We start from the raw sequence: 20,367 nt of genomic DNA, 5'->3' as shown, positions 1-20,367 counted from the left end.
GGAAAAAAGAGCCCGGCAGCGGGCTACTGGACGTCGATCTCGCCGACCGCGTCGAGCTGTGACTGGTCGATGTAGACGCCCATGTCCTCCTCGGCGACGAACTCGACGGTCTGGGTCTCACCCTGTTCGCTGAGGAAGTCCGAACGGACGTAGGTGTTCCACTCGTTCGTCCCGCCCGCGCTGGCGATCACGAAGTTGTGGCCGGGCAGCGGTTCGTAGGTCCTGTTCTCGCCTTCGGGCTGGTGTTGCCCGATCGTGTTCTCCCACTCGAGGGCGTAGGTCTCGCCGGCCTCGAGTTCGAGCGTCGGGTTCTCCTCGTCGGCGATGGCGTCGGGACCGACCCCGACCCAACGCCCTTCCTCGAGCCGCATCGAGTAGGTCTCGGCCGGGTCGCCGGGTTCGGTCGCCGACAGGGTGGCGGTGAACGCGGCGTCGTCGCCGTCGATGGTCACCGTGTCGGTCAGTCGCTCGTGACCGTAGGTCCAGACCTCGACGTCGTACTCCCCGTCCTCGAGCATATCGAAGCGGGCGACTGCGGGCGGTGCTTCCTCCTCCTCTTGGCCCGGTTTGGCGGCGACGTCGGAGAAGGAGTGGTGATCGCCGACGAACACCTCCGCGCCGAGTGGGTCGCCGTTCTCGTCTTCGACCCGTACCCGCAACTCGTGGACCTCGTCGGCGTCGATCAGTTCGATCGGGCCGCGCATCTGGACGGGATGGGGAACGCAGTAGTAGCCCGCCATCCCCTCCTCGGCGGTGACCGTCAGCGAGGTCGATTCGCCCTGCTCCTCGACGAAGTCGGTCGCCTCGATCACCTCGCCGTCCTCGTCCTCGAGGGTGAAGTTGTGCCGCGAGCCGTCGCCGTTCGTCCAGACGATCTCGTGGTCTTCGCCCTCGATCAGTCGCAGCGGCGGGTTCGAGCGGCCGTCGATCTCGGCGGGGGCGACCCCGACCCAGCCGCCGACGATACCGAGCAGCGAGAGGGTCCGGCCCGCGCCGTCGTTTTGCGTGGCCGGCAGTCGGAAGTCGATCTCGTCGCGATACGCGCCCGCGGTGCCGGCGGCTGCCGTCCCGGCGAGCGCCGCCGTTCCCTGCAACAGCCTGCGGCGGGACACGTCGTCGCGTGAACGTTGTTCGTTCGACATTGTTGTGTGGTGGTGATCGGTCGTCGGTCAGTCCTCCATCGAGAACACGGCGAGCGTGTCCCCGCGCGGTCCCTGCCGGAGCCAGCCGCTGCCCCCGACCTGCACGGCGACGTACTGCTTCCCCTCGTCGGGGTCGTACCAGCTCATCGGCGAGGCACTGATCGGCACGTCGAACTCGTACTCCCAGAGGCGGTCGCCGGTCTCGCCGTCGTAGGCGACGAAGGTGCCGTTCTGGGTGCCGTTGAAGACGAGTCCGGTGGCGGTCGACAGCGAGCCGCCCCACATGTAGTGGTCGTCCTCGCTCTCGATCCATTCGCGCCAGACGCGCTCGCCGGTCGTCGGATCGACGGCCGCGAAGGCCGTGATCGCGCCGTTCCACTCGTCGGGGAACTCGCTGGCCGGATCGGCCAACCCGCCGCCCCAGTAGGGGTTGCCCTCGCTGAACTCCTCGTAGCGCCAGTAGAGGTCCTGCGGGTAGTTCTGGTGGATCACGTACACCAGTCCCGTCTCGGGGTTGTACGACGGCGGCTGCCAGTCGTTGCCGCCGGGCGCACCGGGGACGAACGGGACGCGCTCGTCCTCGCTGATGTGGGGGATCATCTCCCACATATTGATGTGCTGGCAGATCTCTTCGCTGCGCTCGTGGAGGTCGCCCGACTCGGCGTCCATCATGTACACCCAGCCGGTCTTGTCCGAGCCGACGACCATGTCCATCGACCCGTCGTCGGTCTCGACGTCCCGAACCAGCACGCGCGGCGCGACCGCGTCGTAGTCCCAAACGTCGTGGGGACTGCTCTGGAACCCCCACTGGAACTCGCCGCTCTCTAAGTCCAGCGAGATCGTTCCACAAGTGGGGAAGTTTGGCCCCGGCCGTACCGTCCCGTCGAAGTCGGGGCCGGGGTTGGCGACCGCCGTGTAGAGGACGCCCGCCTCCTCGTCGATCGTCGGCGTCATCCAACTCGTCCCACAGCCGTGTTCGCGGCTCGCACCGACCCACTCGTCCTCGAGCAGCGTGTCGGTTTGCCACTGTATCTCGCCGCTCTCGGCGTCGATGGCGGCGATGAATCCGAGAACGCCGTACTCGCCGCCGGCGCTACCGGTGTAGATCGTCCCGTCGTGGACGACCGGTGCCCACGTCGCCGAGTACCCCTCTTCGTGGTCGGCGGTACTCGTGTACCAGCGCTCCTCACCGGTGTAGCGGTCCAGCGCGACGACGCCCGAGTCGAGCGTCGTCATATAGACCGTGTCGCCGTGGACGGCGGCCCCGCGGTTGTTGTCGTCACAGCATAACTCGACGCCCATCGGGACTGCGTAGGTGTAGCTCCACAGGATCTCGCCCTCGCGGGGGTCGATCGCCTTCATGTGGTTCGGCCCGTTGGTCTGGTACATCACCGGCGGATCGCCCGGGACGACGATCGGCGTCCCCTCCATGCTCGAGCCCGTCCCGACCGACAGCTCGTACTCCAGCTCGAGGTCGGCGACGTTCTCCGGCGTGATGACGTCGGCCGGCGTCGCGCGGTGTTGTTCGTAGCTGCCGCCGTACATGAGCCAGGACTCGGGGTCCTCGCCCGTGTCGCTCAGCATCTCCTGGTCGACGTCGACCTCGGGAATCCGGTCGGTGTCGTGTTGTTCGGTGACCGCCTCATCGGGACCCCCGACGAGCGTATAGCCGTCCTCGATCTCTTTCAATTCGATCTCGCGTGCGGCCTGAACGGCCCTGTCGTTGCGTAGTGCCATCGTATCACCGCAGTTCGCTCGGGGCGCGCATCTCGTCCGTGATGTAGAACACGGAGTGACACAGTTCCTCTTGGGCGACGATCCCGACGGCCGACCCCGCGGTGAACGCGGCGGTCAGTTGCTCGTCGGTGAGCCGTCGGTCCCCGACGAGGTCGCAGGCAGCCGTCGCCGTCACGAACAGCCCGCCCAGCATCGCCTTCGTGTACTGGGCCGCGTCGTCGAGGATTTCGTCGGTGACGAGAACCTCGTACTGGCTGAGGTGTCTATCGAGCCCGCGGATCCACAGCAAAGCCCCGCCCATCGCCCGCTGATGCAGCGGTGGGACGGTCTCGGTTTCGAACTCGACGCCCGCCGGGATCCCGTTCGACGGGACCCACCGCGCGAGCCGCTCGCTGTTGTTCGCGACATCGGTCAACAGTGCCGTCTTCTCGGCCTCGTCGAACCCGACGCCGTCGAGCGCCGACGACAGCGGGTCCGCCAGTACCAGTTCGCGGACCGTCGTCTCGATGTGTCCCGCGGTAAACCGCGGCAGGTTCTCGTCGAGACTCTCGAAGAAGCCCGCCTCGAGCAGGTGGTCGTACAGTCGCCAGCCCGGTGCCGCCAGCGCGGTATACGGGCCGTCCGTCCCGTCGGGGACGCCGCCGTCGCGAACCGCCGGTACGCGACCGATCGCGTCCGCGATGGTCTCCCGCTCCCGCTCGAGTCGGTCCCGCTCGAGTCGCCCATCGAGGTCGGCCCGAATCGCTTCGCCACGGGAGGCAAAGGACGAGTCGGACCGCGGTTCGATCTGTCCCGCGAGCCCCGCCCACGTTACCGCGCCGTCCGACGGCTCGTCGACGCCGAGGACCGCTGCCAGATCGCGTTGTTCCGCGGCTGTCATGTTCGCCGCAGTGGATATTTGTGCCATGATACCACGGCACAAAGAACGCCATCACGTGCTTTGATAATGCTTATCAAAGAATTCCGGCGCGATAGGGTCCACCTAAACGAGTGTACGGCCGAGCGGAGAGAACGTGTTGCTGCTGTGGTGGTTCTCACAGACTGTACGGACGACTTACCGGGCGACCGTGGTGCCGGCCGGTAAGGCAGGTCGTCCCGTAGCCGGACCGTACGGGACGACACCCGTTTTTGATCCTCGCGACCGTACGTTCCGTGGGTGAGAGCCGGTGATCGATCTCCGCGACCTCCGGACGCGCCTCGAGCAGCCGGCGTACGTCGGTGAGAACCGGTGTTGGCCGTGTACGGCCGTCAACATCGTGATCGCGGTCGCCGCCGGGATCGCGGCAGGGATCGCCGTCGCCCCGTCCGTCGGCGCGCTCGTACTCGCCGGCTGTCTCGTCGTCGTCCGCTACCGCGGCTACCTGCTCCCCGGAACGCCGACGCTTACCCGGCGGTATCTCCCCGATCGCGTCCTCGCGCTGTTCGGCAAGACGCCGTCGCCGCAGGCGACGATCGGGACCGTGTCGCCCGCGGAGTTGACGGACGTCCTGCTCGCTGCCGGGATCGCGACCGACCGGGCGGGTGACCTCCGACCGACCGCGACCGCCCGGAAGCGGTGGGTCGACGACTCCTCGAGCGACGGGCCCGCCGAACCGAGCGCCGCCGCCGTGGCATCGATCCTGGGTGCGGACGACATCGAACGGATCGACGACGCCGCGTTCGTCGTCGACGGCCGCAAACGCGTCCGCTGGGAATCGCCCGCGGCGCTGCGAGCCGACATCGCTGCGGCCCCGCTGCTTCGCGCCCGCCTCGAGGGCTGGGACGACCTCGAAACCGACGAGCGCCGCGACCTCCTTCGAGGGGTCCGGCTGCTCCGGGATCGCTGTCCGATCTGTGGCGGAGCGGTGACGACCGCCGCCGACCGTCGCGACCACTGCTGTCGGCGGCCCCGCGTCGCGATTCGGGCCGTCTGCGAGGACTGCGACCGGCCGCTCGTCGAACTCGCCGTCGCCGAATCGGCGGCCGACCCGTGGCTCGAGGTTGCCGGCCTCGCCCTCGCGGACGAGTCGCCGTCCGAACCCTGAGCGGGTCAGTCCTCGGCCGTCGGATCCGCGGTCTCGCCGAGCGGTTCGACCTCGACGTCGATCTCCGCGGCGGCGGCCTTGTACTCGGGGATCTTCGCGCGCTCGTCGAGGACGTGGTTCGTCAGCTTGTTCGCCGACGCGGCGGCGAAATGCGGCGTCGTCCAGACGACCCCCTCCTTGGTGTCGTCGGTAACACGGGCCTCGAGCGTGATCTCGCCCCGCCGCGAGTGTAACCGGACGTACTCGCCGTCCTCGATGCCGTAGCGCTCGGCGTCCGCGGGATGCACGTCGACGAAGTTCTCCGGGGTTTGCTTGTTCAGCGTCGGCGAGCGGGTACTCATCGTCCCGGTGTTGTAGTGTTCCTCGAGGCGGGCGGTCGTCAGTATCAGCGGGTACTCGTCGTCGGGGGTCTCCGCGGGCGGGGTGTGTTCGACCCCCTCGATGTGGCCCAGCCCGCTCTCGGTCTCGAACTCGTCCTCGTAGAGGAACGGATCGCCCTCGTCGCCGGGCTCGTAGCAGGGCCAGTGCAGCCCCTCCTCGCCGAGCAGGTCGTAGGTCATCCCGTGGTAGCTGGGACAGACCTGCCGGAGTTCCTCGAAGATCGCCTCGGGATCGTCGAAGTCAAACCCCTCGCTGAACAGCCGCGTCCCGATCTCGGTCAGGATCTCCCGGTCGTGTCTCGTGTTCTCGTGGACTTTCCCGACGCCGCGCATCCGCTGGACGCGTCGGTCGGTGTTGGTGACGGTCCCGCCGCGTTCGGCCCACGTCGTCGCCGGGAGGATCACGTCGGCGTAGTCCGCCGTTTCGGTGTGGAAGATGTCCTGGACGACGGTGAACTCGAGGTCCGCCAACCGCTCGGCGACGGCGTTGGCGTCGGGTTCACTCATCACGGGGTTCTCGCCCATGACGTAGAGGCCCTTGATCGAGTCGCCCGCCTCGTAGGAAATCTCGACGTTCGTCAGGCCGGGTTCGTCGGGGATCTCGAACCCCCAGACGTCTGCGACCGATTCGCGGGCCTCGTCGTCGTCGACCAGCTGATAGCCCGGGAGGACGTTCGGCATCGCGCCGACGTCACAGGTCCCCTGAACGTTGTTCTGGCCCCGCAGCGGGTTGACGCCGGTGCCGGGCCGGCCGAGGTTGCCCGTGATCAGCGCAAGGTTGATCTCGTTTTGGACGTTGTCGACGCCACAGGCGTGCTGGCTCATCCCCATCCCGGTGAAGATGGCCGCGTTGTCGGCCGTCGCGTACTGTTCCGCGGCGCGTTCGATCGCCTCGAGCGGGACACCACATTCCTCGGCCGCGGCGTCTTTGTCGAAGTCCTCGAGCGTCGCTTTCAGGTCCTCGAACCCCTCGGTTCGTTCCGCGACGAACTCCTCGTCGATCCAGCCGTCCTCGGGGTGTTCCTCGTGATGCTCGAGGATCGTCTTCAGGACGATATTCAGTAGCGGGATGTCGGTCCCGGGGTTCAACTGCAGGTGCTGGTGGCGTTCCGTGTCGCCGATCTGAAACGACCGCGTCGTCTTGTTCGCGTGGGGGTCGACCTGAATGACCGTCGCGCCCTCCAGTACCGCCTGCCGGAAGTACTGGCTGTTGGCGATGGGGTGTTGCTCGCCCGGGTTGGCCCCCTGAATCCAGAACACGTCGGCTTCTTCGCGGAGGTCGCGCATGCTGTTGGTCATCGCCCCCGCGCCCAGACTGGTCCGCAGGGCCCAGACCGTCGAGGCGTGGCACATCCGCGTGCAGTTGTCGACGTTGTTGGTGCCGTACCGGCGGGCCAGCTTCTGGAGCAGGTAGTTCTCCTCGTTCATCACCTTCGAGGAGCCGAAAAAGCCCATCGCGTCCGGGCCGTACTCCTCGCGGATCCGCTCGAGTTCGTCGACGACGTACTCGTAGGCCTCCTCCCAGGAGGCCTCGCGGAACTCGCCGTCCTCCTTGATCCGCGGTTCGGTGAGCCGTTCCTCGTGGTCGACCACTTCCGTCGCCGCGCCGCCCTTGATGCAGATCCGGCCCTCGTTGACCGGGGCCTCGCCCCAGGGCACGAACCGGACGTCACCGGGCTCCTCGCCCGGCTGTACTTTGATCCCGCAGCCGACCCCGCAGTACGGACAGATCGTCTTGACTGGCTCCTGTTGATCGCTGGACATCGTGGGTACACCCGTTAGTCGAACGGGTCCACCCCCGTGTGCATGATACTTTCTACCATGAAACTGGCATGTGACCGTCGGTAGTGGTACGGTTTCTCGAAACTATCCGTGAAATCCGTACTCAGTATCGATGAAGGGTATACCAGTCCGATAGTTCCGCTTTTGATACCACTGTTAGTGGGTTACTCTATCTTGGCGAGTTTCGTCTGGTGAGCAGCCAGCAGTTCTAATACCGGTTTGATTTCGTCAAAGCGAGGGCCCCGTTCGATGGAGTTGACACTCGGCAGCCAGTTGATGTAGCCGTACTCGTCTAACTTGGGGAGATGTTTGTGTCGATAGGCGATTCTGTTCGTTTCGTCGGCGGTCTCTCCGTCGGGCGGAGAGTCGAGATTCATCGGTGAATCGGTCTGTATGGGCGTCTCCAGGAGGGCGAACAACACCCGTCTCCGGTGAGTGTCTGCTACCGCATCAAATACCTCGTCGGCTTTTTGAGCCATTACACTCTACGTAGGCCTTCTGTCCGTTTAGGTACTCGAGGTTTTCACTCCGGGGAGAGTTTTGATTAACTGAGTAAATGGACATTCGTTGCAGTACCGGCTGCCGAACTACTGCTGTGACGGAACCGTTGCACACCGGACCGTGACCGAGCGACAGCCTCGTCTCGAGACCGCCGGGACAACGCCTACGGGCCACCGTGTCAAACGGTTTCACGATGGAACTCACCGACTCGCTCGTCGCCGCGACGGCCCGCGAGTACCGCGAGCGGGAGCCGCTGTACGCCGTCGAGGCCGAACAGCTCGAGACGCTGCCGGCGGCCTTCGCGGCCGGCGAGTACGGCCGTCGGGACGCGGTCTGGGTCGTCCGGTGGTACTACCGGCGCTTCCTCGGCGACTACCCCGACGCTGACCGCCGCGCGGCCGAGGACCGCTTCCGGGACAACGACTTCGAGGCCGTCCGCGACGCCATCGCCGACGCCGTTGTGGCGGACGGCGCCACGGAGGCAGTCGACGCGCTGACCGCCCTCGAGGCCGTCGACGTTCCCGTCGCCTCGGCGTTTTGCATGTTTCTCGAGCCGGACGTGTACGTCGTCGTCGGCCCCCGCGAGTGGGCGACGCTCCGCGACGCGGGCGAACTCGATCGGCCCTACCCCGATCCGCCGTCGGTGGCCGACTACGAACGCTACCTCGAACGCTGTCGGACCCTCGCCGACCGGTTCGATTGCGGTCTCTGGACGCTGTACCGGGCGCTCTGGCGGCTCTCCGACTGAGTACCGACTCCGCTCGACCGCCCTGCCCCGGCCGCCGTCACCGGGGTCGTTCCCGTCGGCGGGGCACTTTTGCCATCGCTGGACGAACGCTCGGCTATGTCCCTCGAGTCCGACCAGTCGGCCGTCGTCCTCGCGGGCGGGGGCTCGACCCGCTTCGGCGACGCGGACAAGGCCGTCGCCGACCTCGCCGGGACGCCGATGGTCCGCCGGGTCGTCGATCGCCTCGAGCCGGTCGTCGACAAGATCGTCGTCAACTGCCGCGAGGAGCAGGTGCCGTCGCTCGAGGACGCACTCGCGGGCGGCCCCGACCCCTCGTTCGCCGTCGACCCGGTGCCGGACCGCGGACCGATGGCGGGCATCATGACCGGCCTCCGGGACGCGACCGGGGAGTACGCCGCCGTCGTCGCCTGCGACATGCCCTTCGTCGACCCGGCGCTGATCGCCCACCTCTTCGAGCGGGCCGCCGGCCGCGAGGCCGCAGTACCTCGCGTCGACGGGGAGTGGTTCCAGACCACGCAAGCCGTCTACCGGGCCGATCCGATGACCGCCGCCTGCGAGCGTGCCTTGGAGCGGGGCGACCGCCGAGTCGTCGAACCGCTGTCGGACCTCGACTACGTCGTCGTCGAGGACGACGAGATCCGCGAGTACGCGCCGCTCGAGACCTTCGAGAACCTCAATACCCGCGAGGAGTTCGAGGCGGCGGCCGAGCGGCTCGCGGCCGACTCGTGACTACCGCTCGAGGACGTCGACGATCGGTTCGTCGTCGATCATCCGGGCCAGCACGACCCGGGAGACGGTCGGCGCTCGCTCGAGCAGTTCCCGGCCGATCGCCGTGGCGGTCTCGCGCAGTTCCGGCCCGTCGACCTTGTTGAGCAGCGGGACGACCGTCGCGCCCTCGGGGACGCCTCGCAGTCCGCCGCGGTCGCTCGCGAGGACCCGGGCCACGTCGACGGGGCGGATCGCGTCGCCCCGATCGAGGCCGGTGATCGCGGCCACCCGCTCGGGCCGGTGGACCGTCGCGGCGGCTAGCGGCTCCCCGACCGCCCGGATGCTCGCGATCGGGACCACGGTATCGACGCTCGCGGGGAGTTGTGGCTCGCGGTCGTTCGGAGCCTTGAACTCCCGGGTCCGCGCGCCGTCGGCCTTGACGAGGACGAGATCGGCGGCGTCGGTTGCCGCGAGGCCGTCGACGACCGCGGGATCGTAGCCCACGTACCGGTCCTCGCCCTCCCGTTCGGGGACGACCCCGACCGGCCACGATTCGGCGCGCTCGAGCGTCGCCGCTGGGTCGTCCGTGACGACGACGCGCTCGACGCGGCGGTCGAAGATGGGGATCCGGACCGTCGCGGTCACGGCCGCCCGGAGCGACCGATCGTGGGCGGCCCGGGCCGCCAGCGCGTACAGCGTCGTCTTCTTCCCGCCCGCGCCCACGACCGCGACGAGGCCGGACTCGGCCCGGAGCGCCTCGAGGGGGTCCATATCCCAGCTATCATCGGCACTCGCTAAGTAGTTGGGACGCCGCGCTTCACAGCTTCAGTATCTCCCGCGCCTGTGCCGGCGTCGCGAACGGCAGCTGGTGGCGGCCGAAGATCAGCGTCGCGTAGACCGGCTCGGCGAGGTTCCGGCGCTCTAACAGACCGCGGGTCTCGTTAGTGTGGCCGTCGTTGAACACCTCGAACGACGACTGAACGCCGGCGACGGGGGACTGAGACCGGATCGCCGCTGCTCGCGCTTTTAACACTGCCCGTTCCGTATGGGGGTCCATGACACCGTCCGACGCGAACGGCCGCGACTCCGCGTTCCGATTCGACTACCAGCCCCCGACGATCCGGTTCGGGTCCGGTTGCGCCGACGACCTCGCGGCCGAACTCGAGGCACAGGGTCTCGAACGGGCGCTGGTCGTCTGTGGCTCGACCGTCGGGAGTACGCCCGACGTTATCGATCCCGTCAGGGAGGGACTCGGCGATCGGCTGGCCGACGTCTTCGACGGGACGACCCCCGAAAAGCGGCTCGCGACGGCCGTCGAAGGACGCGAGCGCCTGCGTGCGGCGGACGCTGACGCGCTCGTCGCACTCGGTGGCGGCAGCAGTCTCGACGTCGCGACGGTGATCAGCGTCCTCGCGGCGGGCGATCGCACCCACGAAGAGGTCGCGGCCGAGTTCGCCGAGACGGGGACGATCGCCGTCCCCGACGAGGGGCTGGTGTCGATCGTCACGGTCCCGACGACGCTGGCCGGGGCCGACCTCTCGATGGTCGCGGGCGTCACCGCCGCGCCCGACTCGAGCCCGGTCGACGAGGAAATCGGCGGCGGGATCTCCGATCCCGACCTGATGCCCGCGGCCGCGGTCTACGACCCGGAACTGGTCGCGACCACGCCGGACGCGATCCTGGCCGGCTCGGCGATGAACGGCTTCGACAAGGGGATCGAGACCCTCTACGCGAGCAACGCCACACCGGTCACCGACGCGACGGCGAGATCCGGCCTCGAGACGCTCGCGGACGGCCTCCGGACGTTCGGCGACGGCGACCGCGGGATCGAGACGGTCGAGACGATCCTCGAGGGGATCGTCCTCGTGCAGTACGGCATCTCCCGGCCCGGCGAGACGACGGCCTCGATCGTCCACGCCTTCGGCCACGCTCTCACGCGGACGGACACCGTCCAGCAGGGCGCGGCCCACGGCATCATCGTCCCGCACGTCCTCGCGTACTGCTTCGAGCAGGACGGGGTCGACGCACGCGCCGGCATGCTCGCGACCGCGCTCGGCGTCGACGACGCGGCCGACCACGGGGCCGCGGTCGTCGAGGCGGTCACGGAGATCCGGGACGCGCTCGGTCTCCCCGCGCGGCTCCGGGACGTCGACGGCCCCGGCCCCGAGGAGTTCACGGCGGTCGCCGAAGCGGTTCTCGCGGACCCGTTCATGGCCAACGCGCCGCCGGGGCTCGAGCCGACCGTCGCGGAAATCGAGGGAATCCTCGAGGCGGCGTGGTAGAGGGGTTTCAGCGGTCGGTGCCGGTCCGCGGCTCTCCGACGGCCGTCGGCGGTTCGACGCCGCGGCGCGGCGGCTCGAGACCGCGATGGAACGGTGAGGCGAGCCTGATGAGGGAGATCAGCATGGCCGTACATCCCGCAGTGAGGAGCAGGGTAACGAACGGGTCGGCTAGTTGGACGATCTCGAGGAGATCGAGCCCGATCCCACCGACCAGTAGCGAGAGGAGTTGACTGGCGGGGGCCCAGTCGGGCAGCCGGTCGACGATGCGGTCTCGATAACGGGTCGTGTAAGAGAACCCGCAGCACGCACCGAGCAACACCGCGGGCCAGTAGTCGACGACGGCGGGCAGTCCAACATAGACGTCAGCGACCCAAGCGTACAGCGGCAGCCCGACGACCAACACCACGAACTCGCCGCGACGGCCCTCGGGAAACCGCCAGTCCCCGTCGTCGTCCCGGAACCACTCGCGGATCGGTTCCCGCCGTTCCATCGCCGGGACCGTCACGGTGAGCGAGTAAGAACGTTTCTATCAGTTGTCGTTTCGATCGCGGTCAGAACGGGGCCTGTGGACCGTCGTCCGCCGCGGCGTCAGAATGGGTTGCCGTCGCCGTCGATGCCGGCCCGCTGCCGGCGTCGGTCTTCCCGATCAGCACGCGGAACTCGCCGGGGTCTTTCAACCGATACTCCCAGTGGAACTCGGGGCCGGCCTCGGCCTCGAACTGGTGGTACAGCGGCTTCGGGTCGTGGTCGTTGACCAACACGAACCCCTCGCCGGCCTCGAGGTCGGCGTAGGACTCGAAGATCAGTTCGTGGCGCTCGGCGGGCGGCCGATCGCGGACGTCCAGTTCGGTCGTCACCGCGAGGTCGTCTCCGGCCCCGTCGGCCCCGCCCGACCCCTTGGTGATCCGGACCCGAACCTCGCCGGGTGATCGATCCATCACCGCCCACTCGAAGGCGTCACCGTACTGCTGTTGGAACTCTTGGTGGAGCGGTTTGGGTTCGTGGGGGGCGACGATCTCCATCGCGTCGCCAGCCTTGAGGTTGCCGTACCGATGGTGGATCGTCGGATGGCGCTCCGGCTTCGGGATCTCGCGAACGTCGAAGGTCGCGGCCACGCCGTCGTCGGTTGCGGCGTCGCTCTCGTCGGTCTTCGCGATTTCGACGCGCCACTCGCCGGCGTCGCGGCTCGCGTACTCCCAGCCGACGACGTCGCCGTGAGTCGATCGCAGTTCGTGATACAGCGGCTCCGGATCGTGGTCGTTGACCAGCACGAACCCCTGGCCCGGCTCGAGACGGTCGAACGTGTCGGTCAGGACCTCGTGGCGGCGCTTGGGCGGGATCTCTCGGACATCGAAATCGGGAGATTCAGCCGTCGATTCATCCCGTTTCGTCACGTGGACCTCCCACGCGTCGGGGCCGTCCGTCTCGACCGTCCACTCCAGGGCCGTCTCCCGTTCGATGCGGTACTGGGCGATGCTCGGGCGAACGTCAGTGTCGGCGGTGATCGCCACCGTCTCGCCGGGTTCGACCCGATCGAGACGGCCGAACACGCTGTCCCGTCGCTCGGCTCGAGGCTCGTCACGGACATCGAGAGGGTCTTCCATCGGGACGAATCGATGAACCGGATTCGAATAGGGACTCTCCCGAACGTATTCGTCACGTCATAACACCTGTGGGGATCGACGGGCGGTCACGACGGTGATCGGCGGTATCACGTCGTCGGATTCTCGAGCCGGAGCAGGTCCTCTCCCGGCTGGGAGAGCCGCGGTTCCGTCTCCCGATGGGGATCGAACGCGCCGTACGCGACGGCCTGCCAGAGGACGCGCTCGGGATACGGCCGTTCGGAGAGATCGATACCGAGCGCGGCCGCCAGTCCGCGATCGTCCAGTTCGCCGGCCGCGGTCGGCACGGGGACGGGGTTCGGCAGGGCCTCGAGGTCGAGCCCGAACGCGGGAAAGAGGGCAGCGTCGGAGCCGCGAGCAGGGTGATACAGCGTCCGCGGACCGGGGTAGCGGACGCGGAGCTGCGGCGTCACGGTCCGTGTCTCGTCGCCCGTCGCCGAGCGGACGGACTGGGACGACAGCTCGACCGTCGTCCGCTCGCCGGCCGGCACGGAGAGCGGACCGGCCGGCGTCTCGAGGGACACCGCGTCGGCGTCGGCGGATCGAACGGCGATTGCGGGCGGTGAGTACTCGCGGACGGCGGCGACCGTCGAGTCGCCCGCGACGGTCCCGTCGACGATGATCTCGTGGACAGCATCGGTACCGGAGGCAGCCCCGTCGCCGGTCGTCCCGTCCTGTGGCCACAGCGGCGGCGACCGCGTCCCGTCGGCGGTGAGCGTACGGAGGCCGTGTGTCGTCGCGCAGACGCCGGTCCAGTCGGCGGGTGCCGGCCCGTCGGGGGGAAGCACCGAGCGCCAGTAGAACACGCGCCGTTCGCCCCGGAACTCGTAGGGGATCGCGTCCGGAAAGAACGCGTCGCCGAAGCGGTCGGCCTCGAGCGACGGATGCTCGAGACGGAGTTCGACGTACGGAACCCGTTCAACGAGGGGTGCGGGCCGATCCTGGCTCCCCCTCGTCCACGAAATCGGCGTCGTCGACTCTCGAGCGTCGGTGCCGGGCATGGCGTTGGGCGGCGCTAGGGCGTCGAGACGCTAAGGTCCGGGCCCGAACCGATTCGTCCCTGGTTCCGGACCGTTCGGCCGGTGGGGGACAACGTCGCTTGGCCGTCGCGACGCCGAACCGGTTCGACCCGCTGAAACCGCGCGATCGAATATGTCCGCGACCAGCCCTTAGTGGCGACCGACCCAACGACGAGGCGGGTGACCCCACAGTATGGCCGGCTCCACGAGGCAATCCGTCGAGACGACGGCGGACGACCTCTTCGACAAGTACACGCTCCCGAAAATCGCGCTGACGATCATTCTGGCCGCGTCTTTCCTCGGCACGGTGGTGACCGGCCGACTCGCCGGTGGCGGGGACCTCGCGGTGGCGGTCGCCAAGTGGGGCTACTTCGTCGCCCTCGGCGTGCTTGCCGGCGGACTACTCTGGAAACACGGCTTCGTCCGCCCGGGCGATCTCGAGACCGGGGCCGACGCCTACTGCGCGCGGATGTACGACCGGTTCGACCGGATCGCGATCGGATCGCTGGTGGTCCTCGTCCCCGGAGCCGTCGTCGCGATCGACCGGTACGCCGCGGCCGTCTCGCGGCCGCTTCCCGTCCTCGTTCTCGGAACGGCGGTCCTCGGACTCGTCGCGACCGCCGGGACTCAGTCGCTGCGCTCCGCGTCGGTCGACGCCCAGTTCCGGGGTCCGCTCGGGCTCGCGGCGCTCGCGCTGGCGTTGGGCGCCGTCGTCCTGACGGCCGCGCTCGAGGTCGGACTCCGGGCCGGCGACGGCCTCGCGGTCGGCGTCCGAGTCCTCCACCTGCTGGCGTTCGCGGTGTGGGTCGGCGGGGCCGTCTGGAACATCTTCGTCGCCGTCCCGACCGGTCAGGAGTACCCGACGACGCCCGTGATCCGGGCCGCCGGCCAGCAGCTCGAGCGGTTCCGGTGGGCCGTCCGCTTCATTATCCCGACCCTGATCGCGACGGGACTGTATCAGGCCGTCGACGCCCTCGGCACGACGATCGGGACCTATCTGGGAACGACCCTCGGACTCGCAGTCGCGGCGAAACTGGGATCGATCGGCGTCCTCGTCGTCATCTTCAAACTCTGCCCGATGTGGCGGGCCTGTTCGCCCATCGACGGGGTCTGTGACCTCGAGGAGATGGGCGGCCAGCGGGACGGACCGACGACCGACGCCGCCGGCCCCGAGCCGACGGAGGTGACGAGCGATGACTGACGTGGCCGTCCCGACGGAGCTGCCCGACGTCGACCCCGATCGGACCGTCGACAACCGCGGCCGGGGCTGTGCCAACGGCATCGCCGCCGTCCAGCGAGCCCTCGAGGATCTGCCCGACGGGGCCGTCCTCGAGATCCGGAGTACGGACAAGCGGGCGAAAGAGGAGTATCCGCAGCTGGCGGCACAGACCCCCCACGAACTGCTCGGCATCGAGAGCGAGCGCACCGGCCTGCTGACGACGGTCTACACGACGTATCTGCGCGTTCGCGAGGAATGAGCGACGCGCCGTTCTTGGTGGCCTACTCCTCCGTGTAGGACGGCCGCTCGGCGTACTCGATCGGGTCGCGGACGCCGATATTCTGGAACGCCTGCAGCCGGAACGCGCAGGCGTCGCAGGTGCCACAGGCGGGTTCGTTCTCCCGGTAACAGCTCCAGGTGTGTTCGTAGGGGACCTCGAGTTCGACGCCCCGTTCGGCGATGTCGGTCTTTGAGTGTTCGACAAAGGGGGCTTCGATCGAGATATCGGTCTCGGGCTTGGTCCCGACGTCGACCACGTCCTCGAAGGCCTCGAAGAAGGCGGGCCGGCAGTCCGGATACCCGGAGAAGTCCTCGCTGTGGGCCCCGATGAAGACCGCGCCGCAGTCGTTGGCCTCGGCGTAGGAGACGGCCATCGCGAGCAGGTTGGCGTTCCGGAACGGGACGTAAGAGGTGGGTATCTCGTCACTCTCCATGTCCGCGTCTTCGACGGCCATCTCTTCGTCGGTCAGGCTCGAGGCCCCGATCGCCGCGAGATGGTCGGTCTCGAGGCGCAGGAAGTCGGCCGCGGCGAACTCCTCGGCCAGTCGGCGGGCACACTCGAGTTCCCGATCTTCAGTGCGCTGGCCGTAGGAGGTATGCAGGGCGTAGATCTCGTAGCCCCGATCGCGGGCGACGGCGGCGGCGGTGGCGCTGTCCATCCCCCCAGAGAGGAGGACGACGGCGCGTTTTTCTGACGGTTCGTCGGTCGTGGTGTGGGTGTCGTCGGTCATGCGTGTCTCGAACGGTCGATCGGTCGGCGTTACGTCTCGGGGGCGTCGTTCCAGAGGGCGACGTGGAGTCGGGGCGTGTACCGAAAGCCGTACTCCATCGCGAGGTCGGCGACCCGGGTTCGGGTCTCCGCGAGGCGCTCGCGGGTCGCGCCCTCGGGCATCAGGAGGATGTCGTCGTCGGGGATCGGGACCGCGGTGGCGTCGCGGAGGTCGCCGAGCAACTCGAGGATCTCCGGCATGTCGTCGGCGTCGGTTACGACGAACTTCAACTGGACATCGTAGGCCTCGACCAGTCGGACGAGCGCGTCCATGTCGATTCGATCGCGCTCGTGACGTTCCTCCCACTCGCCGGCGGGGGCGTCCTCCGGTGCGCGTTCCGGCGTCGGCGTGCTGCTCGCGAGTTTCGGGCTGATCGAGGCGAGATCGATCGGCGCGTCCCGGTAGATCGTCCCGTTGGTCTCGACGGTGGTGTGATACCCCCGCTCGTCGAGGGCCTCGAGCAGGCCGACGCTCTCGTCGTGGAGCAGCGGTTCGCCGCCGGTCAGGACGACGTGGTCGGCATCGCGGGCCTCGATCTCGGCGAGTATCTCCTCACGGCCGAGCCACGCGTGGGTGGGCTCCCAGGAGGTGTGATAGGAGTCACAGAACCAACACCGGAGGTTACAGCCGCTCGTGCGGACGAACGTCGACGGAACGCCGGCGAGGGTACCCTCCCCCTGCAGGGAGTGAAACAGTTCGTTGATCGGCAGTCCGTCCGGCGTCTCCTCGTCGCCGCCTTCCGTACCGGACTCGAGGTCGATGGAGTCGGAAACCGGCATCTCAGAACCCGCTGCCCCCGCAGAGTTCGCTCGTCTCGCTGACCCGCACGGCGACGTCGGTGACCGTCTCGGGCAGTGCCGCCGCGAGCTTTCGCTCCAAGACGACGCTCATCACCTCCGCGGTCGGCGGGTTCTCGAGGACGACGACGCCGTCCCCGTCGCCGGCCGCTTCGAAGGCCTCGATCAGCGGGTCGCCGGCCTCGAGCAGGAACCGGTGGTCCCACTCGGATATCACGTCGGTAATATCGCCCTTGTCGGCGATCCATCCCTCGTCGGTGAGCCGGCCCGTGACGGTGACGGCGATCTCGTAGTTGTGGCCGTGCGGGCGGGCACACTTGCCGTCGTGGTGTCGTATCCGGTGGCCGGTACTGATCCTGATCGGTCGGTTGCGGCCGACGTGGAGGGTGCGACGTGTGCCGACGATCGCGTCGTCGGTCGTCGCGTCGGAGCCGCGTTCGCGGGGATCGGCGGTATCGGTCATATCATGGGATTCTCTTGGGAATACTTAAGGATGACCGAACGGCCGCTACGCTGGGATCGGAGTCGTCGCTTCGAGAACGGAACGCGGACTGTCCCGCCTCCCGGCGGGAACTGCCGGCTCGAGGCGTTAATCCTCGAGTTTGTCCTGGAGCCTGTTTTTCGCCTCGGTCCGGCGCTTGCGGGAGAACTCGGGGGTGTCGTTCGAGAAGTCGATCTCGATCTCGTCGAGCGTCCGTCGGTAGATGTTGGTCCGTCGCCCTTCGTCGGAGAGCTGTCGACCTTCGCAGGTCAACAGTCCGGCGTCGACGAGTTCCTCGATCCGGCGGTAACAGGTCGCGATCGGGATCTCGATGTCCTCGCTGAGCGCCTGCGCTGATTTCGGCGTTCCCGCCGCACAGAGGATCTCCGCGCTGTATTTGTTCCCTAGCGCGGATAGCACTGTGGCCGAGTCCGCCTCCGTTCGTTCCGTCCGACTCCGAGACATAGTACCCTCCTTACTAATTATCTGGATTGAATCTTGTGGTTACCGTGAGTACTACTTTATCAGACAGGTCGCGGCGAGGCCCACGAGCCGGCGACGATCCGCCGAGGGCGAGACGCATTTGGGGGTCCGGCCCGAACGACGGGGTATGAACGTCGCGGTCGTAACGGTCGGGGACGAACTGCTCGCCGGACGAACGACGGACACGAACGCCACGTGGCTCTGTTCGGAACTCGACGACCGCGGCGTCACCGTCGGCCGGGTGACCACGGTTCCCGATCGCGTGGCCGACATCGCCCGCGTGGTCAACGAGTACCGCGCCGAATACGACGCCGTCATCGTCACCGGGGGGCTGGGCCCGACCCACGACGATCTCACCATGGACGGGGTCGCGGCGGCCCTCGGCCGCGAGGTCGAAGAACACGACGCTGCACTGGCCTGGCTCGAGGAGGACGGGTACACGCGGGACGACCTCGCGGCCGGCACGGCCGATTTACCCGCCGGCGCGCGGGCCCTGCACAACGACGCGGGCGTCGCCCCCGGCGCGGCCCTCGAGGGGGTCTACGTCCTTCCGGGCGTCCCGGCGGAGATGAAGGCGATGTTCGAGTCGATCGCCGACGAGTTCGCGGGGACCCCGACATACCGCGAGACGGTCGTCGCCGGCGAGGCCGAGAGCGCCCTGCTCGATCGGATCGCCGACGTCCGCGAGCGGTTCGACGTGTCGGTTGGCAGCTATCCCGGCGAGTCGGTCAGGATCGAACTGACCGGCACCGACGAGGCGACGGTCGCCGACGCTGCCGATTGGCTCCGTGAGCGAGTCGACTCGCCGTGATCTTACCGGTAGAGCGAGACCGCCCAGGCGATCGTCACCAGGAGGCCGAGCGCGAGCGCGCCCCAGCCGACGAGTTGCATCGGCAGTTCCGGTTCCGTTTCCGACGCGAGAACAGCGGCCTCGATCAGTGTTGACATAGTCGGCGATCGGTACCCGTCCCCCTTAATTGTTCAGAAAGCGAGCGGGTCAGCTACGCCGCCCGACCCCGGGGGGTCCCGCTCGACCTCGATCGCGCGCTGCCGCCAGTGAAGGATTCGATCGCCTACCCGCCAAACACCGCCCGCAGGACACGACACGGCTTTCCGACTGGCTTCCCCAGAGACCGGTATGGAGTCCATCGGCGTCGTCGTCAACCCGATCGCGGGGATGGGCGGTCGGGTCGGGCTGAAGGGGACCGACGGGAAACTCGAGGAGGCACGCCGCCGCGGTGCCGAGCCGCGTGCCCCGGACCGGGCCCGCGAGGCGTTGCGGTCGCTCCATCGCCGCGCCCCCGACCTCGCGGTCTCCACGGCCGCGGGCGTCATGGGCGAACGCGCGGTCCGGGACGCCGGCTACGAACCCGAGGTCGTCTACGACCCGGCCGACGCCCCCGACGCGACCGACCGACCGGCTCGGGTCGCCGACCCCGAGACGGCCGAGACGTCGGCCGACGACGCGCGCGCGGCCGTCCGAGCGTTACTCGCGGCCGACGTCGATCTCGTCTTTTTCGTCGGCGGCGACGGCACCGCCGTTGACGTCGCCGAGACGCTCGCGGAAGCCGACGGGGAGACGCCGATGCTGGGCGTGCCGGCCGGCGTCAAGATCTACTCGTCGGTCTTCGGCGTGACGCCGGCCGACGCCGGCCGAATCGCCGCCGAGTTCGACCGCGTCGAGCGCCGCGAGGTCAACGACATCGACGAAGACGCCTACCGCGAGGGGGCGGTCCGGACGGAACTCAAAGCGATCGTCCCGGTCCCCGTCGCGCCGGCGGTCCAGTCGGGCAAACAGGTCTCGAGCGGGAGCGTCGACTCGCTGGCGGCGGGGTTCGCCCGCGAGGTCGAGCCCGGGCGGACCTACGTCTTCGGTCCCGGCAGTACCGTCGGCGCGATCGAGACGGAGTTGGGGATCGATCCCTCGCCGCTGGGCGTCGACGTCTGGCGTGCTGGGACCGAAGACGGGGAGTCAGGAGGCGCGTTGCTGGCCCGCGACGCCGGCGAATCGGAGATCCTCGAGACGCTGGCGACGCCGGCCACGATCGTTGTCTCGCCGATCGGCGGCCAGGGCTTTGTTTTCGGCCGCGGTAACCACCAGATCTCGCCGGCCGTGATCCGACGGGCCGAGGAGGTCGAGATCGTCGCGTCCGACGAGAAACTCGACGATCTCGACTCGCTGCGCGTCGACACTGACGACGAGGAGATCGACGAGCGACTCCGTGGGTGGGTACAGGTCCGGACCGGCCGGTTCACGACGCGACTGATCAACGTCGTGTAGCCGGCCCCGTCACGCTCGAAGCGTATAAGGGGTTGTTCGAAACGGCCACGGAAATCAACCATATAACCATGCGGCGCTATATAATGACCATATAGTCAAGATTAAGGTCAAG

23 protein-coding genes are annotated in these 20,367 nt (G+C 68.2%); 8 read left to right on the top strand and 15 right to left on the bottom strand.

The window, feature by feature from the left end; translation table 11 throughout:
* Positions 1-23: 23 nt before the first annotated feature.
* Genes ACSBP4_RS13325 through ACSBP4_RS13315 form a run of 3 tightly spaced genes read right to left on the bottom strand, consistent with a single transcriptional unit; the run spans position 24 to position 3,786 of the window.
* The gene (locus tag ACSBP4_RS13325; protein ID WP_435552496.1) at positions 24-1,142 is read right to left on the bottom strand and encodes a cupredoxin domain-containing protein; all 1,119 of its coding nucleotides are present in this window, start codon (positions 1,140-1,142) and stop codon (positions 24-26) included.
* A 27-nt stretch (positions 1,143-1,169) separates the two neighbouring features.
* A complete protein-coding gene (locus ACSBP4_RS13320) occupies positions 1,170-2,879 on the bottom strand; it encodes a pyrroloquinoline quinone-dependent dehydrogenase (RefSeq protein WP_049964721.1) in 1,710 nt (569 codons plus the stop codon).
* Between the two features lie 4 nt (positions 2,880-2,883).
* Positions 2,884-3,786 (bottom strand): hypothetical protein, encoded by a 903-nt coding sequence (locus tag ACSBP4_RS13315; RefSeq protein ID WP_435552495.1) that lies wholly within the window; start codon positions 3,784-3,786, stop codon positions 2,884-2,886.
* Positions 3,787-4,045: 259 nt separating this feature from the next.
* Between ACSBP4_RS13315 and ACSBP4_RS13310 the strand changes: the two genes are divergently transcribed.
* Positions 4,046-4,903, top strand: coding sequence for a hypothetical protein (locus tag ACSBP4_RS13310; protein ID WP_435552494.1), 858 nt, complete (start codon positions 4,046-4,048; stop codon positions 4,901-4,903).
* A gap of 5 nt (positions 4,904-4,908) precedes the next feature.
* Here the strand turns inward: ACSBP4_RS13310 and fdhF are convergent, their stop codons facing one another.
* Together fdhF and ACSBP4_RS13300 are read right to left on the bottom strand one after the other, a co-directional pair.
* Complete coding sequence (gene fdhF, locus ACSBP4_RS13305) at positions 4,909-7,047, bottom strand: formate dehydrogenase subunit alpha (protein ID WP_435552493.1); 2,139 nt, start codon at positions 7,045-7,047, stop codon at positions 4,909-4,911.
* Positions 7,048-7,229: 182 nt separating this feature from the next.
* Positions 7,230-7,544, bottom strand: a complete 315-nt coding sequence (locus ACSBP4_RS13300; protein WP_435552492.1) for a hypothetical protein — start codon at positions 7,542-7,544, stop codon at positions 7,230-7,232.
* 215 nt (positions 7,545-7,759) lie between these two features.
* Here ACSBP4_RS13300 and ACSBP4_RS13295 point away from each other — a divergent pair, with 215 nt between their 5' ends.
* Both ACSBP4_RS13295 and ACSBP4_RS13290 read left to right on the top strand, forming a co-directional pair.
* Positions 7,760-8,314 (top strand): hypothetical protein, encoded by a 555-nt coding sequence (locus ACSBP4_RS13295; protein WP_435552491.1) that lies wholly within the window; start codon positions 7,760-7,762, stop codon positions 8,312-8,314.
* Positions 8,315-8,410: 96 nt separating this feature from the next.
* Positions 8,411-9,043 carry a molybdenum cofactor guanylyltransferase gene (locus ACSBP4_RS13290; RefSeq protein WP_435552490.1) on the top strand — a complete coding sequence of 211 codons (633 nt, stop codon included), beginning with the start codon at positions 8,411-8,413 and terminating at the stop codon, positions 9,041-9,043.
* Here ACSBP4_RS13290 and yqeC read toward each other — a convergent pair whose 3' ends face one another.
* Together yqeC and ACSBP4_RS13280 are read right to left on the bottom strand one after the other, a co-directional pair.
* Entirely contained in the window at positions 9,044-9,793 is a 750-nt protein-coding gene (gene yqeC, locus ACSBP4_RS13285) for a selenium cofactor biosynthesis protein YqeC (protein WP_435552489.1), read from the bottom strand.
* A 46-nt stretch (positions 9,794-9,839) separates the two neighbouring features.
* The gene (locus tag ACSBP4_RS13280) at positions 9,840-10,079 is read right to left on the bottom strand and encodes a hypothetical protein (protein WP_435552488.1); all 240 of its coding nucleotides are present in this window, start codon (positions 10,077-10,079) and stop codon (positions 9,840-9,842) included.
* Between ACSBP4_RS13280 and ACSBP4_RS13275 the strand changes: the two genes are divergently transcribed.
* Positions 10,078-11,304: an iron-containing alcohol dehydrogenase family protein gene (locus ACSBP4_RS13275; protein WP_435552487.1), complete on the top strand. Its 1,227-nt coding sequence runs from the start codon at positions 10,078-10,080 to the stop codon at positions 11,302-11,304. The genes ACSBP4_RS13280 and ACSBP4_RS13275 overlap by 2 nt on opposite strands.
* A gap of 7 nt (positions 11,305-11,311) precedes the next feature.
* Here the strand turns inward: ACSBP4_RS13275 and ACSBP4_RS13270 are convergent, their stop codons facing one another.
* From ACSBP4_RS13270 to ACSBP4_RS13260, 3 genes are all read right to left on the bottom strand, one after another.
* Positions 11,312-11,794: a hypothetical protein gene (locus tag ACSBP4_RS13270; RefSeq protein WP_006649282.1), complete on the bottom strand. Its 483-nt coding sequence runs from the start codon at positions 11,792-11,794 to the stop codon at positions 11,312-11,314.
* Positions 11,795-11,855: 61 nt separating this feature from the next.
* Positions 11,856-12,908: a DUF2249 domain-containing protein gene (locus ACSBP4_RS13265; RefSeq protein WP_435552486.1), complete on the bottom strand. Its 1,053-nt coding sequence runs from the start codon at positions 12,906-12,908 to the stop codon at positions 11,856-11,858.
* Between the two features lie 107 nt (positions 12,909-13,015).
* Entirely contained in the window at positions 13,016-13,927 is a 912-nt protein-coding gene (locus tag ACSBP4_RS13260; protein WP_435552485.1) for a hypothetical protein, read from the bottom strand.
* Positions 13,928-14,138: 211 nt separating this feature from the next.
* On the opposite strand from ACSBP4_RS13260, the gene ACSBP4_RS13255 reads away from it, so the two are divergent.
* Positions 14,139-15,146, top strand: coding sequence for a hypothetical protein (locus ACSBP4_RS13255; protein ID WP_435552484.1), 1,008 nt, complete (start codon positions 14,139-14,141; stop codon positions 15,144-15,146).
* The gene (locus tag ACSBP4_RS13250) at positions 15,139-15,423 is read left to right on the top strand and encodes a sulfurtransferase TusA family protein (RefSeq protein WP_435552483.1); all 285 of its coding nucleotides are present in this window, start codon (positions 15,139-15,141) and stop codon (positions 15,421-15,423) included. The genes ACSBP4_RS13255 and ACSBP4_RS13250 overlap by 8 nt, the downstream gene beginning before the upstream one ends.
* A 22-nt stretch (positions 15,424-15,445) precedes the next feature.
* Here the strand turns inward: ACSBP4_RS13250 and queC are convergent, their stop codons facing one another.
* The 4 genes from queC to ACSBP4_RS13230 form a co-directional block, all read right to left on the bottom strand.
* Positions 15,446-16,174: a 7-cyano-7-deazaguanine synthase QueC gene (queC, locus tag ACSBP4_RS13245; protein WP_435552482.1), complete on the bottom strand. Its 729-nt coding sequence runs from the start codon at positions 16,172-16,174 to the stop codon at positions 15,446-15,448.
* Positions 16,175-16,203: 29 nt separating this feature from the next.
* Positions 16,204-16,992: a 7-carboxy-7-deazaguanine synthase QueE gene (locus ACSBP4_RS13240; protein ID WP_435552481.1), complete on the bottom strand. Its 789-nt coding sequence runs from the start codon at positions 16,990-16,992 to the stop codon at positions 16,204-16,206.
* Between the two features lies 1 nt (position 16,993).
* Complete coding sequence (locus ACSBP4_RS13235) at positions 16,994-17,473, bottom strand: 6-pyruvoyl trahydropterin synthase family protein (RefSeq protein WP_435552480.1); 480 nt, start codon at positions 17,471-17,473, stop codon at positions 16,994-16,996.
* Positions 17,474-17,599: 126 nt separating this feature from the next.
* Positions 17,600-17,956 carry a winged helix-turn-helix domain-containing protein gene (locus tag ACSBP4_RS13230; protein WP_015299140.1) on the bottom strand — a complete coding sequence of 119 codons (357 nt, stop codon included), beginning with the start codon at positions 17,954-17,956 and terminating at the stop codon, positions 17,600-17,602.
* A 145-nt stretch (positions 17,957-18,101) separates the two neighbouring features.
* On the opposite strand from ACSBP4_RS13230, the gene ACSBP4_RS13225 reads away from it, so the two are divergent.
* A complete protein-coding gene (locus ACSBP4_RS13225; RefSeq protein ID WP_006182067.1) occupies positions 18,102-18,785 on the top strand; it encodes a competence/damage-inducible protein A in 684 nt (227 codons plus the stop codon).
* 2 nt (positions 18,786-18,787) lie between these two features.
* Here the strand turns inward: ACSBP4_RS13225 and ACSBP4_RS13220 are convergent, their stop codons facing one another.
* A complete protein-coding gene (locus ACSBP4_RS13220) occupies positions 18,788-18,922 on the bottom strand; it encodes a hypothetical protein (RefSeq protein WP_006649274.1) in 135 nt (44 codons plus the stop codon).
* Between the two features lie 190 nt (positions 18,923-19,112).
* Here ACSBP4_RS13220 and ACSBP4_RS13215 point away from each other — a divergent pair, with 190 nt between their 5' ends.
* On the top strand, positions 19,113-20,255 hold the full coding sequence (locus tag ACSBP4_RS13215; protein ID WP_435552479.1) for an ATP-NAD kinase family protein: 1,143 nt from the start codon (positions 19,113-19,115) through the stop codon (positions 20,253-20,255).
* The last annotated feature ends 112 nt before the right edge of the window (positions 20,256-20,367 follow it).

The organism is Natrinema sp. CGMCC1.2065, assembly GCF_051225675.1.
Classification (GTDB): Archaea; Halobacteriota; Halobacteria; order Halobacteriales; family Natrialbaceae; genus Natrinema; species Natrinema thermotolerans.
Note: the sequence above shows the minus strand (reverse complement) of the source record. Positions and strands in the feature narration are given on the sequence as shown.

Coding starts and splice junctions, on each gene's coding strand:
- ACSBP4_RS13235 (WP_435552480.1), bottom strand. CDS start 17,473: ATGACCGATACCGCCGATCCCCGCGAACGCGGCTCCGACGCGACGACC.
- ACSBP4_RS13280 (WP_435552488.1), bottom strand. CDS start 10,079: ATGGACCCCCATACGGAACGGGCAGTGTTAAAAGCGCGAGCAGCGGCG.
- ACSBP4_RS13300 (WP_435552492.1), bottom strand. CDS start 7,544: ATGGCTCAAAAAGCCGACGAGGTATTTGATGCGGTAGCAGACACTCAC.
- ACSBP4_RS13240 (WP_435552481.1), bottom strand. CDS start 16,992: ATGCCGGTTTCCGACTCCATCGACCTCGAGTCCGGTACGGAAGGCGGC.
- ACSBP4_RS13265 (WP_435552486.1), bottom strand. CDS start 12,908: ATGGAAGACCCTCTCGATGTCCGTGACGAGCCTCGAGCCGAGCGACGG.
- fdhF (WP_435552493.1), bottom strand. CDS start 7,047: ATGTCCAGCGATCAACAGGAGCCAGTCAAGACGATCTGTCCGTACTGC.
- ACSBP4_RS13230 (WP_015299140.1), bottom strand. CDS start 17,956: ATGTCTCGGAGTCGGACGGAACGAACGGAGGCGGACTCGGCCACAGTG.
- ACSBP4_RS13225 (WP_006182067.1), top strand. CDS start 18,102: ATGAACGTCGCGGTCGTAACGGTCGGGGACGAACTGCTCGCCGGACGA.
- ACSBP4_RS13275 (WP_435552487.1), top strand. CDS start 10,078: ATGACACCGTCCGACGCGAACGGCCGCGACTCCGCGTTCCGATTCGAC.
- ACSBP4_RS13290 (WP_435552490.1), top strand. CDS start 8,411: ATGTCCCTCGAGTCCGACCAGTCGGCCGTCGTCCTCGCGGGCGGGGGC.
- ACSBP4_RS13255 (WP_435552484.1), top strand. CDS start 14,139: ATGGCCGGCTCCACGAGGCAATCCGTCGAGACGACGGCGGACGACCTC.
- yqeC (WP_435552489.1), bottom strand. CDS start 9,793: ATGGACCCCCTCGAGGCGCTCCGGGCCGAGTCCGGCCTCGTCGCGGTC.
- ACSBP4_RS13320 (WP_049964721.1), bottom strand. CDS start 2,879: ATGGCACTACGCAACGACAGGGCCGTTCAGGCCGCACGCGAGATCGAA.
- ACSBP4_RS13250 (WP_435552483.1), top strand. CDS start 15,139: ATGACTGACGTGGCCGTCCCGACGGAGCTGCCCGACGTCGACCCCGAT.
- ACSBP4_RS13220 (WP_006649274.1), bottom strand. CDS start 18,922: ATGTCAACACTGATCGAGGCCGCTGTTCTCGCGTCGGAAACGGAACCG.
- queC (WP_435552482.1), bottom strand. CDS start 16,174: ATGACCGACGACACCCACACCACGACCGACGAACCGTCAGAAAAACGC.
- ACSBP4_RS13215 (WP_435552479.1), top strand. CDS start 19,113: ATGGAGTCCATCGGCGTCGTCGTCAACCCGATCGCGGGGATGGGCGGT.
- ACSBP4_RS13315 (WP_435552495.1), bottom strand. CDS start 3,786: ATGGCACAAATATCCACTGCGGCGAACATGACAGCCGCGGAACAACGC.
- ACSBP4_RS13295 (WP_435552491.1), top strand. CDS start 7,760: ATGGAACTCACCGACTCGCTCGTCGCCGCGACGGCCCGCGAGTACCGC.
- ACSBP4_RS13270 (WP_006649282.1), bottom strand. CDS start 11,794: ATGGAACGGCGGGAACCGATCCGCGAGTGGTTCCGGGACGACGACGGG.
- ACSBP4_RS13260 (WP_435552485.1), bottom strand. CDS start 13,927: ATGCCCGGCACCGACGCTCGAGAGTCGACGACGCCGATTTCGTGGACG.
- ACSBP4_RS13325 (WP_435552496.1), bottom strand. CDS start 1,142: ATGTCGAACGAACAACGTTCACGCGACGACGTGTCCCGCCGCAGGCTG.